This window comes from Nocardioides sp. AE5 (assembly GCF_031844485.1).
GTDB lineage: Bacteria > Actinomycetota > Actinomycetes > Propionibacteriales > Nocardioidaceae > Nocardioides.
The window spans coordinates 255,532-271,238 of the sequence record NZ_JAUZVI010000004.1 but is presented as its reverse complement, the minus strand read 5'-3'; the positions used below and the strand labels follow the sequence as shown (position 1 = coordinate 271,238).

16 protein-coding genes are annotated in these 15,707 nt (G+C 70.4%); 13 read left to right on the top strand and 3 right to left on the bottom strand.

From position 1 onward, the window contains the following. From Q9R27_RS08850 to tsaD, 6 genes are read left to right on the top strand one after another with little or no spacing between them, the layout of a single operon-like run. Positions 1 to 1,083, top strand: coding sequence for an alpha/beta hydrolase (locus Q9R27_RS08850; RefSeq protein ID WP_311252000.1), 1,083 nt, complete (start codon positions 1 to 3; stop codon positions 1,081 to 1,083). Further along, positions 1,080 to 2,051, top strand: coding sequence for a tRNA (adenosine(37)-N6)-threonylcarbamoyltransferase complex ATPase subunit type 1 TsaE (gene tsaE / locus Q9R27_RS08845; protein ID WP_311251999.1), 972 nt, complete (start codon positions 1,080 to 1,082; stop codon positions 2,049 to 2,051). The genes Q9R27_RS08850 and tsaE overlap by 4 nt, the downstream gene beginning before the upstream one ends. Beyond that, the gene (locus tag Q9R27_RS08840) at positions 2,048 to 3,115 is read left to right on the top strand and encodes a tellurite resistance/C4-dicarboxylate transporter family protein (protein WP_311251998.1); all 1,068 of its coding nucleotides are present in this window, start codon (positions 2,048 to 2,050) and stop codon (positions 3,113 to 3,115) included. The genes tsaE and Q9R27_RS08840 overlap by 4 nt, the downstream gene beginning before the upstream one ends. A gap of 9 nt (positions 3,116 to 3,124) precedes the next feature. Then, complete coding sequence (tsaB, locus tag Q9R27_RS08835; protein ID WP_311251997.1) at positions 3,125 to 3,787, top strand: tRNA (adenosine(37)-N6)-threonylcarbamoyltransferase complex dimerization subunit type 1 TsaB; 663 nt, start codon at positions 3,125 to 3,127, stop codon at positions 3,785 to 3,787. After that, positions 3,784 to 4,254 (top strand): ribosomal protein S18-alanine N-acetyltransferase, encoded by a 471-nt coding sequence (gene rimI / locus Q9R27_RS08830; protein WP_311251996.1) that lies wholly within the window; start codon positions 3,784 to 3,786, stop codon positions 4,252 to 4,254. Before tsaB ends, rimI begins: the two co-directional genes overlap by 4 nt. After that, entirely contained in the window at positions 4,251 to 5,303 is a 1,053-nt protein-coding gene (gene tsaD / locus Q9R27_RS08825) for a tRNA (adenosine(37)-N6)-threonylcarbamoyltransferase complex transferase subunit TsaD (RefSeq protein WP_311251995.1), read from the top strand. The genes rimI and tsaD overlap by 4 nt, the downstream gene beginning before the upstream one ends. Positions 5,304 to 5,348: 45 nt before the next feature. Here tsaD and Q9R27_RS08820 read toward each other — a convergent pair whose 3' ends face one another. Both Q9R27_RS08820 and Q9R27_RS08815 read right to left on the bottom strand, forming a co-directional pair. Further along, positions 5,349 to 6,662: a hypothetical protein gene (locus Q9R27_RS08820; protein ID WP_311251994.1), complete on the bottom strand. Its 1,314-nt coding sequence runs from the start codon at positions 6,660 to 6,662 to the stop codon at positions 5,349 to 5,351. Beyond that, positions 6,659 to 7,204: a SigE family RNA polymerase sigma factor gene (locus Q9R27_RS08815; RefSeq protein ID WP_311251993.1), complete on the bottom strand. Its 546-nt coding sequence runs from the start codon at positions 7,202 to 7,204 to the stop codon at positions 6,659 to 6,661. Before Q9R27_RS08815 ends, Q9R27_RS08820 begins: the two co-directional genes overlap by 4 nt. 159 nt (positions 7,205 to 7,363) lie before the next feature. On the opposite strand from Q9R27_RS08815, the gene Q9R27_RS08810 reads away from it, so the two are divergent. The 5 genes from Q9R27_RS08810 to Q9R27_RS08790 are packed head-to-tail and all read left to right on the top strand — an operon-like array spanning position 7,364 to position 12,141. Then, complete coding sequence (locus Q9R27_RS08810) at positions 7,364 to 8,476, top strand: S-(hydroxymethyl)mycothiol dehydrogenase (RefSeq protein WP_311251992.1); 1,113 nt, start codon at positions 7,364 to 7,366, stop codon at positions 8,474 to 8,476. After that, positions 8,476 to 9,099 (top strand): MBL fold metallo-hydrolase, encoded by a 624-nt coding sequence (locus tag Q9R27_RS08805; protein WP_311251991.1) that lies wholly within the window; start codon positions 8,476 to 8,478, stop codon positions 9,097 to 9,099. Before Q9R27_RS08810 ends, Q9R27_RS08805 begins: the two co-directional genes overlap by 1 nt. A gap of 25 nt (positions 9,100 to 9,124) precedes the next feature. Then, positions 9,125 to 9,655: a DUF4234 domain-containing protein gene (locus Q9R27_RS08800; protein ID WP_311251990.1), complete on the top strand. Its 531-nt coding sequence runs from the start codon at positions 9,125 to 9,127 to the stop codon at positions 9,653 to 9,655. A gap of 3 nt (positions 9,656 to 9,658) precedes the next feature. Further along, complete coding sequence (locus tag Q9R27_RS08795) at positions 9,659 to 10,528, top strand: oxygenase MpaB family protein (RefSeq protein ID WP_311251989.1); 870 nt, start codon at positions 9,659 to 9,661, stop codon at positions 10,526 to 10,528. Continuing rightward, positions 10,528 to 12,141, top strand: a complete 1,614-nt coding sequence (locus tag Q9R27_RS08790; RefSeq protein ID WP_311251988.1) for a glycoside hydrolase family 3 N-terminal domain-containing protein — start codon at positions 10,528 to 10,530, stop codon at positions 12,139 to 12,141. Before Q9R27_RS08795 ends, Q9R27_RS08790 begins: the two co-directional genes overlap by 1 nt. 15 nt (positions 12,142 to 12,156) lie before the next feature. Here Q9R27_RS08790 and Q9R27_RS08785 read toward each other — a convergent pair whose 3' ends face one another. Continuing rightward, entirely contained in the window at positions 12,157 to 13,344 is a 1,188-nt protein-coding gene (locus Q9R27_RS08785; RefSeq protein ID WP_311251987.1) for a class I SAM-dependent methyltransferase, read from the bottom strand. A 260-nt stretch (positions 13,345 to 13,604) separates the two neighbouring features. Between Q9R27_RS08785 and groES the strand changes: the two genes are divergently transcribed. Beyond that, positions 13,605 to 13,901 carry a co-chaperone GroES gene (groES, locus tag Q9R27_RS08780; protein ID WP_311251986.1) on the top strand — a complete coding sequence of 99 codons (297 nt, stop codon included), beginning with the start codon at positions 13,605 to 13,607 and terminating at the stop codon, positions 13,899 to 13,901. A gap of 166 nt (positions 13,902 to 14,067) precedes the next feature. Further along, a complete protein-coding gene (gene groL / locus Q9R27_RS08775) occupies positions 14,068 to 15,690 on the top strand; it encodes a chaperonin GroEL (RefSeq protein ID WP_311251985.1) in 1,623 nt (540 codons plus the stop codon). Positions 15,691 to 15,707: the final 17 nt, after the last annotated feature.

Sequence of the window (15,707 nt, the reverse complement as noted above, 5' to 3'; positions counted from 1 at the left end):
GTGACCAGGAGGATCCTCCAGGTCGCCGCCGGCGCTGCCGGGGTCGCCGCAGTCGGCGGCGCCGTGGACATGCACCGCCGCCGCCGGATCATCGCCCGGCGGGGCAGCGGTGAGAAGTTCGCGCTCGGCTCCCTGCACTCCCCGGCCCGGACGGTCATCGCCGAGGACGGCGTGCCGCTCCACGTCGAGGTCGACGAGGCCACCCCGACCGGCGCAGGTGCCCGGTGGTCGGGGGAGGACCACGAACCGGTCACCGTCGTCTTCGTCCACGGCTATGCGCTGAGCCTGGACTGCTGGCACTTCCAGCGCGCCGGCTACCGCGGCCTGGTCCGCACCGTCTACTACGACCAGCGCTCGCACGGACGATCCGGCCGCTCACCGGTCGCCCATGCCACCATCGAGCAGCTCTCCGAGGACCTGCACGAGGTGATCGACCAGGTGGTCCCCGAGGGCCGGGTGGTCCTGGTCGGCCACTCGATGGGCGGGATGTCGATCATCGCGCTGGCCGAGTCGCATCCGGAACTCTTCGGTGAGAGGGTGATCGGCGTTGCCCTGGTCGCCACCACGGCCGGTGGCCTCAAGCCGCACCACGTGCTGTTGCCGATGCTGCCCAAGGGATATGGCGGGCAGTTGCTCAGCCGGGCCATCGTGGCCCTCTCCCGCGGGGTCCGGGTGGTCGAACTGGCTCGCAAGATGGGCAAGGACTTCGCCATCGTCGCCACCGACCACTTCGCCTTCGGCGAAGAAGTGCCGGCCGACTACGTGAAATTCGTGGACCAGATGCTCGCCAGCACCCCGTTCGACGTGCTGGCCGAGTTCTTCCCAAGCTTCGACGCACTCGACAAGTTCACCGCCCTCTCCGCACTCGAGCGGGTGCCGACCACGATCATCTGCGGCACCCGCGACAAGCTCACCTCGGTCGGGCACAGCCGCAAGATGCACACCCTGCTGCCCGACTCCACGCTGGTCGAGTGCGAGGGCGCCGGGCACATGGTGATCATGGAGCAGCACCTCGAGGTCAACAAGGCGATCGACGAACTCCTGGCCGCGGCGGACACGCATGCCCGGAACCTGCCGCGATGACGCGCGTCGCGGAACTGGTCGGCGCCGAGGCCGCCGGCGAGATGCACCGGGTGATCGCCGAGGCGTTCGGCGCCCGCCCGGTGCTCGATCCGCCCGCCGAGGCCCTCGCGGAGACCCCGGAGAGCCTGGCCGTCGCTTTGGCGGCCGGCAGTGGGATCGTGGTCCGTGAGGACGGCGAAGCGCTCGGATCCCTGGTCCTCGAACGCAACGGCGACACCGTCACGCTGCGCCGGGTCGGCGTACTGCCCCGGATGCAGGGCAGCGGTGTTGCCGGCGAACTCGTGGCCGCCGCCGAGGCGCACGCCCGGGCCCAGGGCGCGACCGGGATGCAGGTGGTGGCCAGGGTCGAGTTGCCGGCCTCGGTTGCCTTCTGGGAACACAACGGCTTCGTCCGCTCGGGCCGCGAGGGGGAGAAGCTGTCCATGACGAAGGTCTTCCCGCGCACCTTCACCATGGCGACCCCCGAGGACGCCCACGCCTTCGGTGAACGGCTTGCCGGGCTGCTCCGGGCCGGGGACCTGGTCATCCTGGCCGGCGAACTCGGAGCCGGGAAGACCACCTTCACCAAGGGCATCGGTGCCGGCCTGGGCGTGCGCGGTGACGTCGCCTCGCCGACCTTCGTGATCGCCCGGGTCCACCCCTCGCTGGTCGGCGGCCCCGGTCTGGTCCACGTGGACGCCTATCGCCTCGGCTCCATCGACGAACTCGACGAGCTCGACCTGGAAATGACCATGGCCGGGGCGGTCACCGTCGTGGAGTGGGGGGCCGGCCTGGCCGAGGGCCTGGCCGAGGATCGCCTCGAGATCGACATCGTGCGGACCCTGGGCGACGTGGCATCGATCGAGGACACCGACGAGCGCCAGGTCGTCATCCGCCCCGTGGGGGCGCGCTGGCTCGACGTCGACTGGAGCGGCCTGGCGGCGTACGGGAGAGAGGCGCAGGGCGCACCCGACGGAGGTACGGCGTGACCGTGGCACGCCGAGGCAGGCTCGCGCAGGGTGTCGCCGAACTCAGCCCCGGCTACTTCGCCTTCGTGATGGCCTCCGGCATCGTCTCGGTGGCCCTCGAGGTCGAGGGGTATGACCTGCTGTCGGCCGTCACCTTCGGCGTGGGCATTGTCGGCTACCTGACCCTGCTGGTCCTCACCTGCTGGCGGGTGATCGCCTTCGGCGACCGGTTCCTGGCAGATTTCCGTGACCCGAAGCGCGCCTTCGGCTTCTTCACCTTCGTGGCCGGCACCAACGTGCTCGGCACCCGGGCCGGCATCGAGGGTTGGTACGCCGCCACGGCGGTGGCACTGGCAATCGGCGGGCTGGTCTGGTTGGTGCTCGGCTACGTCGTGCCGTGGAGCGCGGTGATGAGCCGCGAGGAACGCCCGGTCGTGCTCGCCGCCAACGGCACCTGGTTCGTGTGGGTGGTGGCCAGCCAGTCGGTGGCCATCGTCGCCTCCACCCTGGCCCGGGTGCACGGCGTCGAGGGCCTGCCGATCCTGGCCGTGACCGCCTGGTCGGTGGGCGTGGTCACCTACGCCGCCTCCGCCGTCTTCGTCTCGTTGCGCCTGATGCTCTATCCGTTCGGGCCCGAGGAGTTCGAGCCGTCGTACTGGGTCTCGATGGGCGCGATCGCGATCACCATCCTGGCCGGCGCCGGCATCGTGGAGATGGATTCCACGCCGATGGTGGATGCGATCCGGGACCTGGTCGCCGGGTTGTCGGTGGTCTTCTGGTGCTTCGCGACCTGGTTGATCCCGGTGCTCTTCGCTGCCGGCGTGTGGCGTCACGTGCTGCGCAAGGTGCCACTCGTCTATGAGCCGAACCTGTGGAGCATCGTCTTTCCACTGGGGATGTATGCCGTGGCGAGCATCTCGCTCGGACGCGCCGACCAGTTGCCGGCGGTCTCCACCCTGGGACAGGCGTGGCTGTGGCTGGCGTTCGCCGCCTGGGTGGTGGTCCTGGCAGCGATGGTGGGGCACCTGGTCCGGCCCGGCAACAGCCGGGACGCCGCCGCGGCGCCGGTGGAGGCGAGTCGCTAGTCTCGTCGTGTGCTGCTCGCCCTCGACACCGCTTCTCCCCAGGTCACCGTTGCCCTGCTCGACGACGCGGGCACCGTGGTCGCCGAGCGCCGCAGCGACGAGTTGATGAAGCATGCCGAGCAACTGGCCCCGCTGATCGCTGCCGTGCTGACCGAGGCGGGCGCCGCGCAGATCGACGTCACCGCCGTCGCGGTCGGTGTCGGACCCGGCCCGTTCACCGGGCTGCGGGTCGGCCTGGCCACTGCGCGCACCCTGGCCATGGTGCTGGAGATCCCGGTGTACGGCGTGTGCTCACTCGATGCGCTGGCCCTCGAGGCCGTTGCCGCCGGGACAGTCCAGGGCCCCTTCCTGGTGGCCACCGATGCGCGGCGCAAGGAGGTCTACTGGGCGGCGTACGACGAGCAGGGCCAGCGCACCAGTGAGCCGGCGGTGGATCGCCCGGCTGACGTGGCGAGTGACCTGCCGGTGGTCGGTGAGGGCGGCCGGCTCTATCCGGATGCCTTCGTGCGCGGTGTCGAGCCGCTGCGGCCCAGTGCCGGATGGCTCGGCCGGGCCGTGGTCACCGAGCAGGCCGAACTGCTCGACCCGGAGCCGCTCTATCTGCGGCGCCCCGATGCGGTGCGGCCCGCGCCCCCCAAGCCGGTCTCGCCCGGCAAGGGGAGCCCCGCGTGAGCGCGCCCCGGATCCGCGCCGCCCAGCCGGGTGACCTGGCCACCATCGCCGCGCTCGAGGAGGAGCTCTTCGGCATCGAGGCGTGGGACACCGAGAGCCTGCTCGACGACCTGGAGCGCCCGGGGCGGACCTTCGTGGTGGCCGATCTCGATGGCGAGGTGGTCGGCCACGCGATCACGATGCTCGCCGGTGACATCGCCGACCTGATGCGGATCGGCGTCGACCCCTCGCGCCAGCGCGAGGGCATCGCACGACGCCTGCTCGACGAACTCGTCGGCCAGGCACGCGACGACGGGGCCGACCGGATGCTGCTCGAGGTCTCGGCGTTGAACCGGGAGGCGATCAGCTTCTATGCCGCGACCGGGTTCACCCAGGTCGACGTGCGGGCGAACTACTACAAGGACGGGTCGGACGCGTTGGTGATGAAGCGGCCCCTGGGCCCGTCGTGCAACTGGAGCCAAGGATGAGCGCGACCGACGGACCCCTGGTGCTCGGCATCGAGTCCTCCTGCGACGAGACGGGCGTGGGCATCGTCCGCGGCCGTACCCTGCTCGCCGATGCGGTGGCCAGTTCGATGGAGCAGCATGCGCCGTACGGCGGGGTGGTCCCGGAGATCGCCTCCCGGGCCCACCTGGAGGCGATCGTGCCGATGATCCAGCTGGCCTGCGAGCGGGCCGGGATCCGGCTGGCCCAGCTGGACGCGATCGCGGTGACCTCCGGCCCGGGCCTGGCCGGGGCGCTGATGGTGGGCGTCGGCGCGGCCAAGGCACTGGCGCTGGCCCTGGACAAGCCGATCCACGGCGTCAACCACCTGGCCGGGCACGTGGCGGTGGACCAGCTCGAGCACGGCCCGTTGCCCGAGCCGTGCCTGGCACTGCTGGTCAGCGGTGGGCACTCCAATCTGCTCCAGGTCAACGACATCACCTCCGACATCGTCTCCCTGGGCAACACCATCGACGACGCGGCGGGGGAGGCCTACGACAAGGTCGCCCGGCTGCTGGGGCTCTCCTATCCGGGCGGCCCGGTGATCGATGCCGAGGCAGCCTCCGGCTCGTCGGTGGCAATCGACTTCCCGCGTGGCCTGACCTCGCGCCGGGACCTGGAACGGCATCGCTTCGACTTTTCGTTCTCCGGGCTGAAGACCGCAGTGGCCCGGTGGGTGGAGGCCCGCCAGCGGGCCGGCGAACCGGTCCCGGTCGCGGACGTGGCTGCTTCCTTCCAGGAGGCGGTCTGTGACGTGCTCACCCGCAAGGCGATCGATGCCGCGACGCACACCGGCATCGACCACCTGGTGATCAGCGGTGGGGTGGCGGCCAACTCACGGCTGCGAGCCCTTGCCGAGGAACGGGCGGCCGCGCGCGGCATCCAGTTGCGGGTGCCGAAGCGGAACCTGTGCACCGACAACGGCGCGATGATCGCCGCGCTGGGCGCCGAGATCGTGGCCCGGGGGCACCGGCCGTCGGCGCTCGACTTCCCCGCGGACTCCTCACAGCCGGTCAGCCAGGTCTGGGTCTGAGATCGCCGAGGCGGCGTCAATTGACGCCGCCTCGGCGATGCAGGGTCAGCCGACGAACCGCCAGGGGACGTTCATCGTGCCGTTGTCGTAGCCGGCTTCGCCGACTCGCTCCACGGTCCCGTCCAGGCCGACCCGGTAGAGGTCGTACAGGCCCGGGCCGTCGTCCGAGGGTGACACGGTCATCACCAGCAGGTGGGTCTCGTCCTCCCACCAGCCCGACTGCAGCGTGGTCCCCTCCGGCATGTCGTCGCCGAGCTCGATGGTCACCCGCTCTTGACCACTGCTCACATCGAAGACCTGCAGACCGGTCGGGGTCGAGCCGAGGTTTGGGTCCAGCCTCTCCCCGGCCACCAGCCGGCCGTCGGGGGAGAAGGGTCGCCAGACGGCATACGCGAACCGGACGTCACTCAGGTCCGCGATCCGTTCTCCCGCGACCACGTCGTACAACGTGCTGGTCGTCGGCACGTCCGGATCGTGGTCCGACCCACTGGTCAGGCCGACCAGGATGCCGTCGGCCGAGATGCCGCCCGAGTTGATGAACCCGTCGGGCAACTGCTCGGGACCCTGCGGGCCGACCGCCCCGGCACCGCCCTCCGCGCCGGGAGTGAGGTCGTCGGAGTTCCCGTCGTAGTAGACCCGGCACTGACTGCCGCCGCTCGCGCAGTCCGGACCGAAGATGGCCCGCAGCGAGGCTGGCCGGCCGATCGGGGCGAACTCGCGGGTCTCGCTGTTCGCGCGCAGCCAGACCGTCCCCGCTGGGTCGGTCCAGGCGGCCACCGTCTGGTCCGCAGTGGCGACCGGCGCCGAGTAGCCGTCGTAGGAATCCACCATGTTCAGGTCCGCGTCGAGCACATCCATGCGGATGTCGTCGCCGCCGCTCTGACCGTGGATCCCGACGTATTCCTCGCCGGCCCGGACCAGGGTCTCGTAGTCCTTCGGCAGGATCTTCGTGCTTCCGTCGGGAAGGTGCAGCACGCCGGCGTCGACCCAGGCGATCCGCGGGTCGTCGCCCTGCGGGGCGTCGGAATTGATGACGATCGGTTCGTCAGCGAACTCCGGCGGCTCGGGTGTCTCCGGTGAGCTGGGCGGGTCGGTCGGGTTGACGTTGCTGGGGGTCGAGGTCGCCGGCGGCGGTGACTCGTCGCCGCGGGGCAGCATGTCGGCACCCCAGAGGCCGGCGGGGACGATGATCGCCACGGCAGCCAATGCGGCCGCTCCGCTGGTCAGTGCCCGGCGTCGTCGGATCCGTCCAGCGGCGCCCTTCACCTGGTCGAGCCCGATCGGTGCGTCGTGGATGCCGTCGACCCGGCCGTGGAGTTCACGGCCCAGCGAGCGGGTCAGGTCTTCGTTCTCGTTCATCGCTCCTCCTCCCCGAGGTGGTCCTGTCGATTGATGCCGTGGTCGCCCGCGGTGCTCCGCAGCGTGGCCAGGGCCCTGCTGGTCTGTGATTTCACGGTGCCGACGCTGCAGCCGAGGACGTCTGCGGTCTCGGCCTCGCTCAGCTCTTCGTAGTAGCGCAGCACCACGGCCGCGCGCTGCTTGGGTGGGAGTGTCTTGACCAGTTCCCAGAGTTGGCCGCTGCGCCCCTCGTCGTACGTGTCGTGCACGGGCACCCATTCGGGCACCTCGGAGCTGGAGTGCTCGCGCCGCTTCCAGGCCCGCCGCCACAAGGAGTTGTTCTCGTTGACCATGATCCGTCGTGCATAGCCGTCGATGGCCTCGCGCTCCCGCACCTTCTGCCAGGTCAGGTAGACCTTGGCAAGGGTGACCTGGAGGAGGTCCTCGGCGCCGTGGTGCTCGCCGGTCAGGAGGTACGCCGTGCGCAGCAGCGCGGGCTGGCGAGCAGCCATCCAGGCACTGAACTCGGCATCCTTGGACGCTGTTCTTCCGGTTTGCACCATCGCTCCCGAGTCTGTCGCGACATTCATGGATTCACCACCCATCCTTCCTCACCCCAGACGTGGTGGCGGTGGCAAAGGTTGCATCCTGGCGCGTGGCGTTTCGGGGAAACCGGGTCGCGGCTAGGTTGGTCCCAGCAAGTCCGACGACCAGGAGGAATCGTGCAGCAGGTACGTGCAGTGGTGGCCAGGGCAAAGGGAGCACCGGTCGAGGTGGTGACGATCAACGTCCCGGACCCGGGACCGGGCGAGGCCGTGGTCAAGGTCCAGGCGTGCGGGGTCTGCCACACCGACCTCCACTACCGCGAGGGCGGCATCAACGACGACTTCCCGTTCCTGCTCGGCCACGAGGCCGCCGGCGTGGTGGAGGCAGTCGGCCCCGACGTGACCAGCGTGGCGCCCGGCGACTTCGTGGTGCTGAACTGGCGCGCCGTGTGTGGCGAGTGCCGGGCCTGCAAGCGCGGCGACCTGCACTACTGCTTCAACACCCACAATGCGACCCAGAAGATGACGCTTGCCGACGGCGACGACGCCGGCACCGAACTCTCCCCGGCACTCGGCATCGGCGCGTTCGCGGAGAAGACCCTGGTCGCCGCCGGCCAGTGCACCAAGGTCGACCCGGAGGCCCGCGCAGCGGCGGTCGGCCTGCTCGGCTGTGGCGTGATGGCCGGGATCGGCGCCGCAATCAACACCGGTGCGGTGACCCGCGGCAAGTCGGTGGCCGTGATCGGGTGCGGCGGTGTCGGGGTGGCGGCGATCGCCGGCTCCGCCCTGGCCGGTGCCAGCCCGATCATCGCGGTCGACATCGACGAGAAGAAGCTGGCCAAGGCGAAGGAGATGGGTGCCACCCACACCGTCGACTCCTCACAGGTCGACCCGGTGGAGGAGATCAAGCGGATCTGTGCCCAGACCTATGAGGGCGCCGACGGCGCCGACGTGGTCGTCGAGGCGGTCGGTCGCCCGGAGACGTGGAAGCAGGCCTTCTATGCCCGCGACCTGGCCGGGACCGTGGTCCTGGTCGGCGTGCCGACCCCGGACATGAAGGTGCCCGACCTGCCGCTGATCGACGTCTTCGGCCGCGGCGGCGCGCTCAAGTCCAGCTGGTACGGCGACTGCCTGCCCAGCCGTGACTTCCCGATGCTGGTCGACCTCTACCAGCAGGGCCGCCTCGACCTGGACGCCTTCGTCACCGAGGAGATCGGCATCGACGACATCGAGGCCGCCTTCGACAAGATGCACCACGGCGACGTGCTGCGCTCGGTGGTGATCATCTGATGGCCGCACGCATCGACCACGCAGTGGTCTCCGGCACCTTCTCCCTCGACGGCGAGACCCACCAGGTGGACAACAACATCTGGGTGATCGGCGACGACACCGAGTGCATCGTCATCGACGCGCCCCATGACGTGGACGCCATCCAGGCGGTGGTCGGCGACCGGCGGATCAAGGCGATCCTGTGCACCCACGCCCACGACGACCACGTCCGGGTGGCGCCAGCGCTGCGGACGGCCGCGAACGGCGGCTCCGGGGCGCCGATCATGCTCCATCCCGACGACAAGCCGCTGTGGGAACTGACCCACACCGACGAACTGTGGGACCTGGACCTGGCCGATGGCCAGGAGATCGAGGTCGGCGGCACCACCCTGCAGGTCATCCACACGCCCGGCCACGCGCCCGGCGCGGTCTGCGTGTACGCCGCGGAGCTGGGCGCCGTCTTCACCGGCGACACCCTCTTCAACGGCGGCCCGGGCGCGACCGGCCGGTCCTTCTCGGACCGCCCCACGATCGAGGAGTCGATCAGGACCCGCCTGTTCACCCTTCCCGAGGCCACGATCGTGCACACTGGGCACGGCGACGACACCACCATCGGTGCCGAGAAGACCAACCTGACCAGATGACTCCCTCCGGAAGCGAGCCAATCCGATGTCCGAGAACCAGTTCCCCGACCAACCCCAGCAGAACCAGGACCCGGCGCAGGGCTGGGGGCAGCAGCCGCCCGCCGGCCCACCCCCGGGTGCGCCGTATGCCTCGCCCGGGTGGCAGTCCGCACCGCCAGTCGATGCCGGCCAGATGCACCAGTGGCAGGGCGGTCCGCTGGGCAAGGTGCGCAGCAACGGCACGTGTGTGCTGCTGTTCATCGTCACCTGCGGCATCTACGGGATCGTCTACTACTACATGACCCATGACGAGATGAAGCGTCACTCCAACCAGGGTCTCGGTGGGGTGATCGCCCTGATCCTGGCGATCTTCGTGGGCATCGTGAACCCGTTCCTGCTCTCCAACGAGGTCGGGAACCTCCGTGCCAGTCGAGGGCAGGAGCCGAAGGTCAGCGGGATGACGGGACTGTGGTATTTCCCGGGCATGTTCATCCTGGTCGGGCCGTTCATCTGGTTCTTCAAGACCAACGACGCGCTCAACGAATACTGGATCTCCCAGGGCGCCCAGCCTGCCTGAGCCATGACTGCTGGCTATTTCCCGACCGGTTCGCTGCTCCGGCATGTCCAGGAGCAGCGACCGGTCGGCCAGACCTATGGCCAGCGCGCGCTGATCATCGGGGCCACGCACCCGATTCCCTATGTGGGCACCTCGGATTCCACCCGGTCGAAGGAGAAGCCCTTCCAGCGCCTGGCCAGCACGGCCACCGCCTTCGAGGTGATCTATTTCGGCACCCGTGAGCAGGCGGACGCTCTGCTCGCCCAGGTCCACCAGATGCACACCCGGGTCAAGGGGAGCCTGGCCCGAGACGAGGGCATCCACCCCAAGGGGACGCCGTACGACGCGTTCGACCCGGAGTTGATGCTGTGGACGATGGCGATGCTCGCCGACTCCTCCCGGGCCTGTTACGAGGCACTGGTGCGGCCGCTCTCACCCGCCGAGCGCGAGGAGCTGTGGACCGACTGGGTCCGCTTCGGGGAACTCTTCGGGATGCCCCGCTCAGTGGCACCCGCCAGCGCCGGTGAGTTCGACGAGTGGATGGCAGACAAGCTGGCCTCGGCGGAACTCCACCTGACCGAGGAGGCCCGGGTGGTCGGGCTGGCGATCGCGAACGACATGCCCGTGCCGGTGCTGATGCGCCCCGGCGTGCGGGCCAACAACTTCGTGGTCCGCGGCCTGCTGCCACCGCGGGTGCGCGACCTCTACGGGATGCGCTGGAGTCCGGTGCACGAGGCCGCGTTCCGTGGGATCGCCGCGGGAGTGCGGGCCTCGCGGCACGTCGTGCCGGAACGGCGCCGGGTCGGTGGCAACCGGCAACTCTTCGCCCTCGTCTCCCGCACCGAGCGATCGATCCTTGCCCGCGGGGGTACGACGATGGACCTGCCGACCTGATGGCCGCCGGTGGCCCGCTGGCCGTGAAGCGGGGCCTGCTGCCGGCGATCGGACTGGCCCTCGGCCTGGTCCTGACCGGCTGCACGGGCAGTGGGTCGGGGCCGGGGGAGTCGTCCGGTCCCCGGGTCGTCGAGACCGCACCGCCGGTCTCGGTGGAGCCGACGGCGTTGCGGGCACTGCGACCGTCGGCGGCCGAGCTCGCCGAGGCGGCGCGGCAGGTGGAGGCGATGACGCTTGCGGAGCGGGCGGGCCAGGTGATCGTGGCCCGCTATCGCGGCACCTCGGCGCCGGTCGACCTGGTCGAGGAGCTCCACCTGGGCGGGGTCATCGTCTTCAGCGACAACATCACCTCCACCGACCAGATCCGGGAGAGCAACCAGCGCCTGCGGGCCGAGGTGGACCGTCCGTTGATGATCAGCGTCGACCAGGAAGGCGGACAGGTCGCGCGGGTCAAGGCCGGTGCCACCGAGTTCCCCACGTTCATGTCCGCCGGGGCCGCCGGTGACGTCGACCTGACCAGGAACGCCGCACGGGCCAGCGCTGCGGAGCTGGCCGACCTCGGCTTCACCACCGCCTATGCGCCGATCGCGGACGTGACGTCCGGGCCGGACGATCCCACCATCGGATCCCGCTCGCCCGGCAGCGATCCTGCCGTGGTGGCCGACCAGGCGGTCGCTGCTGCCACCGGGATCGCCGAGGCCGGGTTGTTGCCGGTGCCCAAGCACTTCCCGGGCCACGGCTCGGTGCCCGCCGACAGCCACCATGAGCTCCCGGTGCAGGACCGGACCCGGGCCGAACTGGACGGGACCGACCTGGTCCCGTTCCGGGAGGCGGTCGCTGCCGGCGTGCCCACCATCATGGTCGGGCACATCGACGTACGGGCGATCGACCCCGGGACGCCCGCCAGCCTCTCCGGGGAAGTGGTCACCGGCCTGCTCCGCGACGACCTCGGCTTCGACGGCCTGGTGATGACCGACGCCGTCGAGATGGCCGGCGTGCAGGCCGGCCACCGTTCCGGCGAGGCGTCGGTCCTGGCGCTGGCGGCCGGGGTCGACGTGGTGCTGATGCCGCCCGACCCGCGTGTCGCCCGCGCCGCGATCGTCGCCGCGGTCGAGTCCGGCGACCTGCCCGCCGAACGGCTCGACGAAGCAGCGACGCGGATGCTGGCCCAGATGATCCACCTGGCCGCAACGGAGACCGAGCAGGCAGCGCCCGGCAGCGGGGAGGAGGCCTCACGGGCGCTCTCGGCGGGTGCGATCACGGTGGTCGCAGGGCCATGTGAGGGCAACCTGGTGCCCGACGGCATCACCGTGGTCGGCTCCTCGCAGCGGGCCCGGCGCCTGGAGGCTGCCGCCCGGGCTGCGGGTGTGCCGCTGGGCCGCGGCAAGACGGTGGCGCTGGCGGGACCGGGCCGGGCAGCGCCCCGGGCGGACATCGTGGTGGCCACGGACACGCCGTACGTGCTGGGCCGCAGTGACGCGCCGGTGCGGATCGCGACGTACGGCGAGACCCCGGCGGCGATGGAGGCGCTGGTGGCCGTGCTCACCGGCCGGGCGAGGGCACCCGGGACGTTGCCGGTTGAGGTGGACGGCGTGGAGCGGACGGGCTGCTGAGCGGAGCGCGTGCGCTCAGAGGGGCTGCACCAGCAGGGCAGTGCCCGCGCCGGCGATGCGGGTCAGCACCAGGGTCGCCTCCTGCTCGCCGTGCAGGGCGAGGCGCTTGCGCAACTGCTCGGGGACCACGTCGACGCCACGCTTCTTGATGGTCAGCCGGCCGATGCCGCGCTCGCGCAGCGCCGCCCGCAGCGGCTTCTCGCGATAGGGCAGTTCCTCGATCACGCGGTAGCCGCGGGCGAAGGGGGAGCGGAAGGCGCCGTCGGCGGTGACATAGGCGATGTGCTCGTCGAGCAGGCCGCCGTCGACCCCGGCCGCGACCGCGGTGACCAGGCCGGCACGGATCACCGCGCCGTCAGGTTCGTAGAGGAAGTCGCCCAATGCACGGACCGGCCGGTCCTTGCCCTGCCACGGGTCGTCGGCCTCGGTCAGGGTGGCCAGGCCGCCGGCAGCAGGGAGCACCGTGGCGCGGCGCCGGGCGATCGCCAGGTACGACGACCAGAGCACGGCCTCCTTCACCTCGCCGGCCTCGCTGACCCATTCCGCCTCGGTGCCCTCGGGGATCAGGTCGTGGTCGATGCCCGGCGCCAGCTTGACCACGGAGGGGCGGTCGAAGAGTCCCTGGACGAAGGTCCACGGCGGGGTCCAGCCCTCGGCGTCGAAGACCCGGCCGCGTCCGCGGCGCCGTGCCGGGTCGGCGAAGACCGCGCCGAAGCCGTCGAGGTCGAGCCGGGTGCCGTCGGTGGCCTGGACGGCGCCGCCCAGGCCGAGGGCGGCCAGGTTGGCTTGGGCGATCGCGACGCGCACCGGGTCGAGGTCGACGCCGGCGACGGTCAGTCCGGCGCGGGCGAAGGCGACCAGGTCGCCGCCGATGCCGCAGCCGAGATCGAGCACGCTCGGCGGTTCGGCGGCGGCGAGCCGGGCGGCCCGGTGGTCGGCCACGCGGCGCCGGGTGGCCTGCTCCAGGGCGTCGGGGGTGAAGTACATGCTGGTCGCGTCGGCGTCGAACTTCGCCACGGCGCGCGCCCTCAACTGCGCCTGGGTCAGCGCGGCCGCGGCCCGGTCGGGGTCGGACTCGAGCCTGCGTACGGCGGCGGCCGAGCGCACCGGGTCACCGTCGGCATCGGCGTACGCGTGGGTGGCCGCCTCGAGGAGGCGCTGGCCATCGTCGCCCAGCAACCAGGTGAAGGTCTCGAGATCCATGCGTCCATCCTCGCCGACGGTGCTCGCGGCGCCGATAGCGGCGTCTGGGCGGATCCGGGCGGCCCCGACTCTGGCACTCACTTGAGGAGAGTGCTAACGTCTGTTCTGGCACTCTCGCCCTGAGGGTGCCAGCGCTTGCAACCGAGTGCGACCCCCGCGACGGCGTACTCATCTGCAGGCTCAAACTTCCCGGGAGACCCGCTCCACGTGGGTCGCCCAGCCCGTGAACCAGAACAAGTGGAGAAAGTGGAGGTCGACACGTGTCGGTCAACATCAAGCCTCTCGAGGACCGCATCATCGTCAAGCAGCTCGAGGCGGAGGAGACCACGGCATCGGGCCTGGTCATCCCCGACACCGCCAAGGAGAAGCCCCAGGAGGGCGAGGTCGTGGCGGTCGGCCCGGGTCGCTTCAACGACGACGGTGACGAGCGCGTCCCGATGGACATCTCGGTCGGCGACAAGGTCATCTACAGCAAGTACGGCGGCACCGAGGTCAAGTACGGCGGTGTGGAGTACCTGATCCTCAACGCCCGCGACGTCCTCGCCATCGTTTCCTGACGGACTGGCATCCCGGCTGCCGGCGTTGGCCTCGGTCGACGACCGCTCCGCTCAAAGGTCGCCTCCTTCGTCCGCCTCGGCAGCCGGGCGCCAGCCCGCCAGGGGTCCTCGTGGCCACCGGCGGGCTGCTGCCATTTCGTCCCCTGAGTTCTATTGAGGAGAAGCAATGCCGAAGATTCTTGAGTTCGACGAGGATGCTCGTCGCGCGCTGGAGCGGGGCGTCGACGCCCTGGCCAACGCAGTCAAGGTGACGCTCGGCCCCAAGGGCCGCTACGTCGTGTTGGACAAGAAGTGGGGCGCTCCCACCATCACCAACGACGGTGTCACCGTGGCCCGGGAGGTGGAACTCGACGACCCGTTCGAGAACCTCGGTGCGCAACTGACCAAGGAAGTTGCCACCAAGACCAACGACATCGCCGGTGACGGCACCACCACCGCCACCGTGCTGGCCCAGGCGATGGTCCACGAGGGCCTGCGTGCCGTGGCCGCCGGGATCAACCCGATGGGCCTCAAGCGCGGCATGGACGCTGCGGCCGCTGCCGTCAGTGACGCGCTGCTCGAGGCTGCCCGCGAGGTCGACTCCGTCGAGGACATGTCCTCGGTGGCGACCATCTCCAGCCGCGACAAGCACATCGGTGACCTGCTCGCGCAGGCCTTCGACAAGGTCGGCAAGGACGGTGTGATCACCGTCGAGGAGTCCAACACCATGGGCACCGAGCTCGACTTCACCGAGGGGATGCAGTTCGACAAGGGCTACATCTCGCAATACTTCGTCACCGACGCCGAGCGGATGGAAGCGGTCCTGGAGGACCCCTACATCCTGCTGCACCAGGGCAAGATCTCCGCGATCTCCGACCTGCTGCCGCTGCTGGAGAAGGTCATCGCGACCGGGAAGCCGCTCTTCATCCTGGCCGAGGACGTCGAGGGCGAGGCCCTGTCTACCCTGGTCGTCAACAAGATCAAGGGCACTTTCAACGCCGTCGCCGTCAAGGCGCCCGCGTTCGGTGACCGGCGCAAGGCCATGCTGCAGGACATCGCGATCCTGACCGGTGGCCAGGTGATCGCTCCCGAGATCGGCCTCAAGCTGGACCAGGTCGGCCTCGAAGTGCTGGGCCAGGCCCGCCGCGTCGTGGTCACCAAGGACAACACCACCATCGTCGAAGGCGCCGGTGAGGCGTCCGGTGTCGAGGCACGGGTTGCCCAGATCAAGGCCGAGATCGAGAACAGCGACTCCGACTGGGACCGCGAGAAGCTCCAGGAGCGCCTCGCCAAGCTCGCCGGTGGCGTCTGCGTGATCAAGGTCGGCGCCGCCACCGAGGTGGAGCTGAAGGAGAAGAAGCACCGGATCGAGGACGCCGTCTCCGCGACGCGCGCCGCGATCGAGGAGGGCATCGTCCCCGGCGGTGGTTCCGCGCTGATCCACGCCGTTGCCGCGCTCGAGGGTGACCTCGGCCTGGACGGTGACGAGGCCGTCGGTGTCCGCGTGGTCCGCAAGGCTGCCGACGAGCCGCTGCGCTGGATCGCCGAGAACGGTGGCGAGAACGGCTACGTGGTGACCACCAAGGTCCGTGAGCTCGGCGTCGGCCAGGGCTACAACGCGGCCACCGGTGAATACGGCGACCTGGTTGCCCAGGGCGTGCTCGACCCGGTGAAGGTGACCCGCTCCGCGCTGGTCAACGCCACCTCGATCGCAGCCATGCTGCTGACGACCGAGACCCTGGTCGTCGAGAAACCCGAAGAGGAAGAGGACGAGCCCGCGGCCGGTCACGGTCACGGTCACGGCCACTGATCCACTCCGCAGACGGC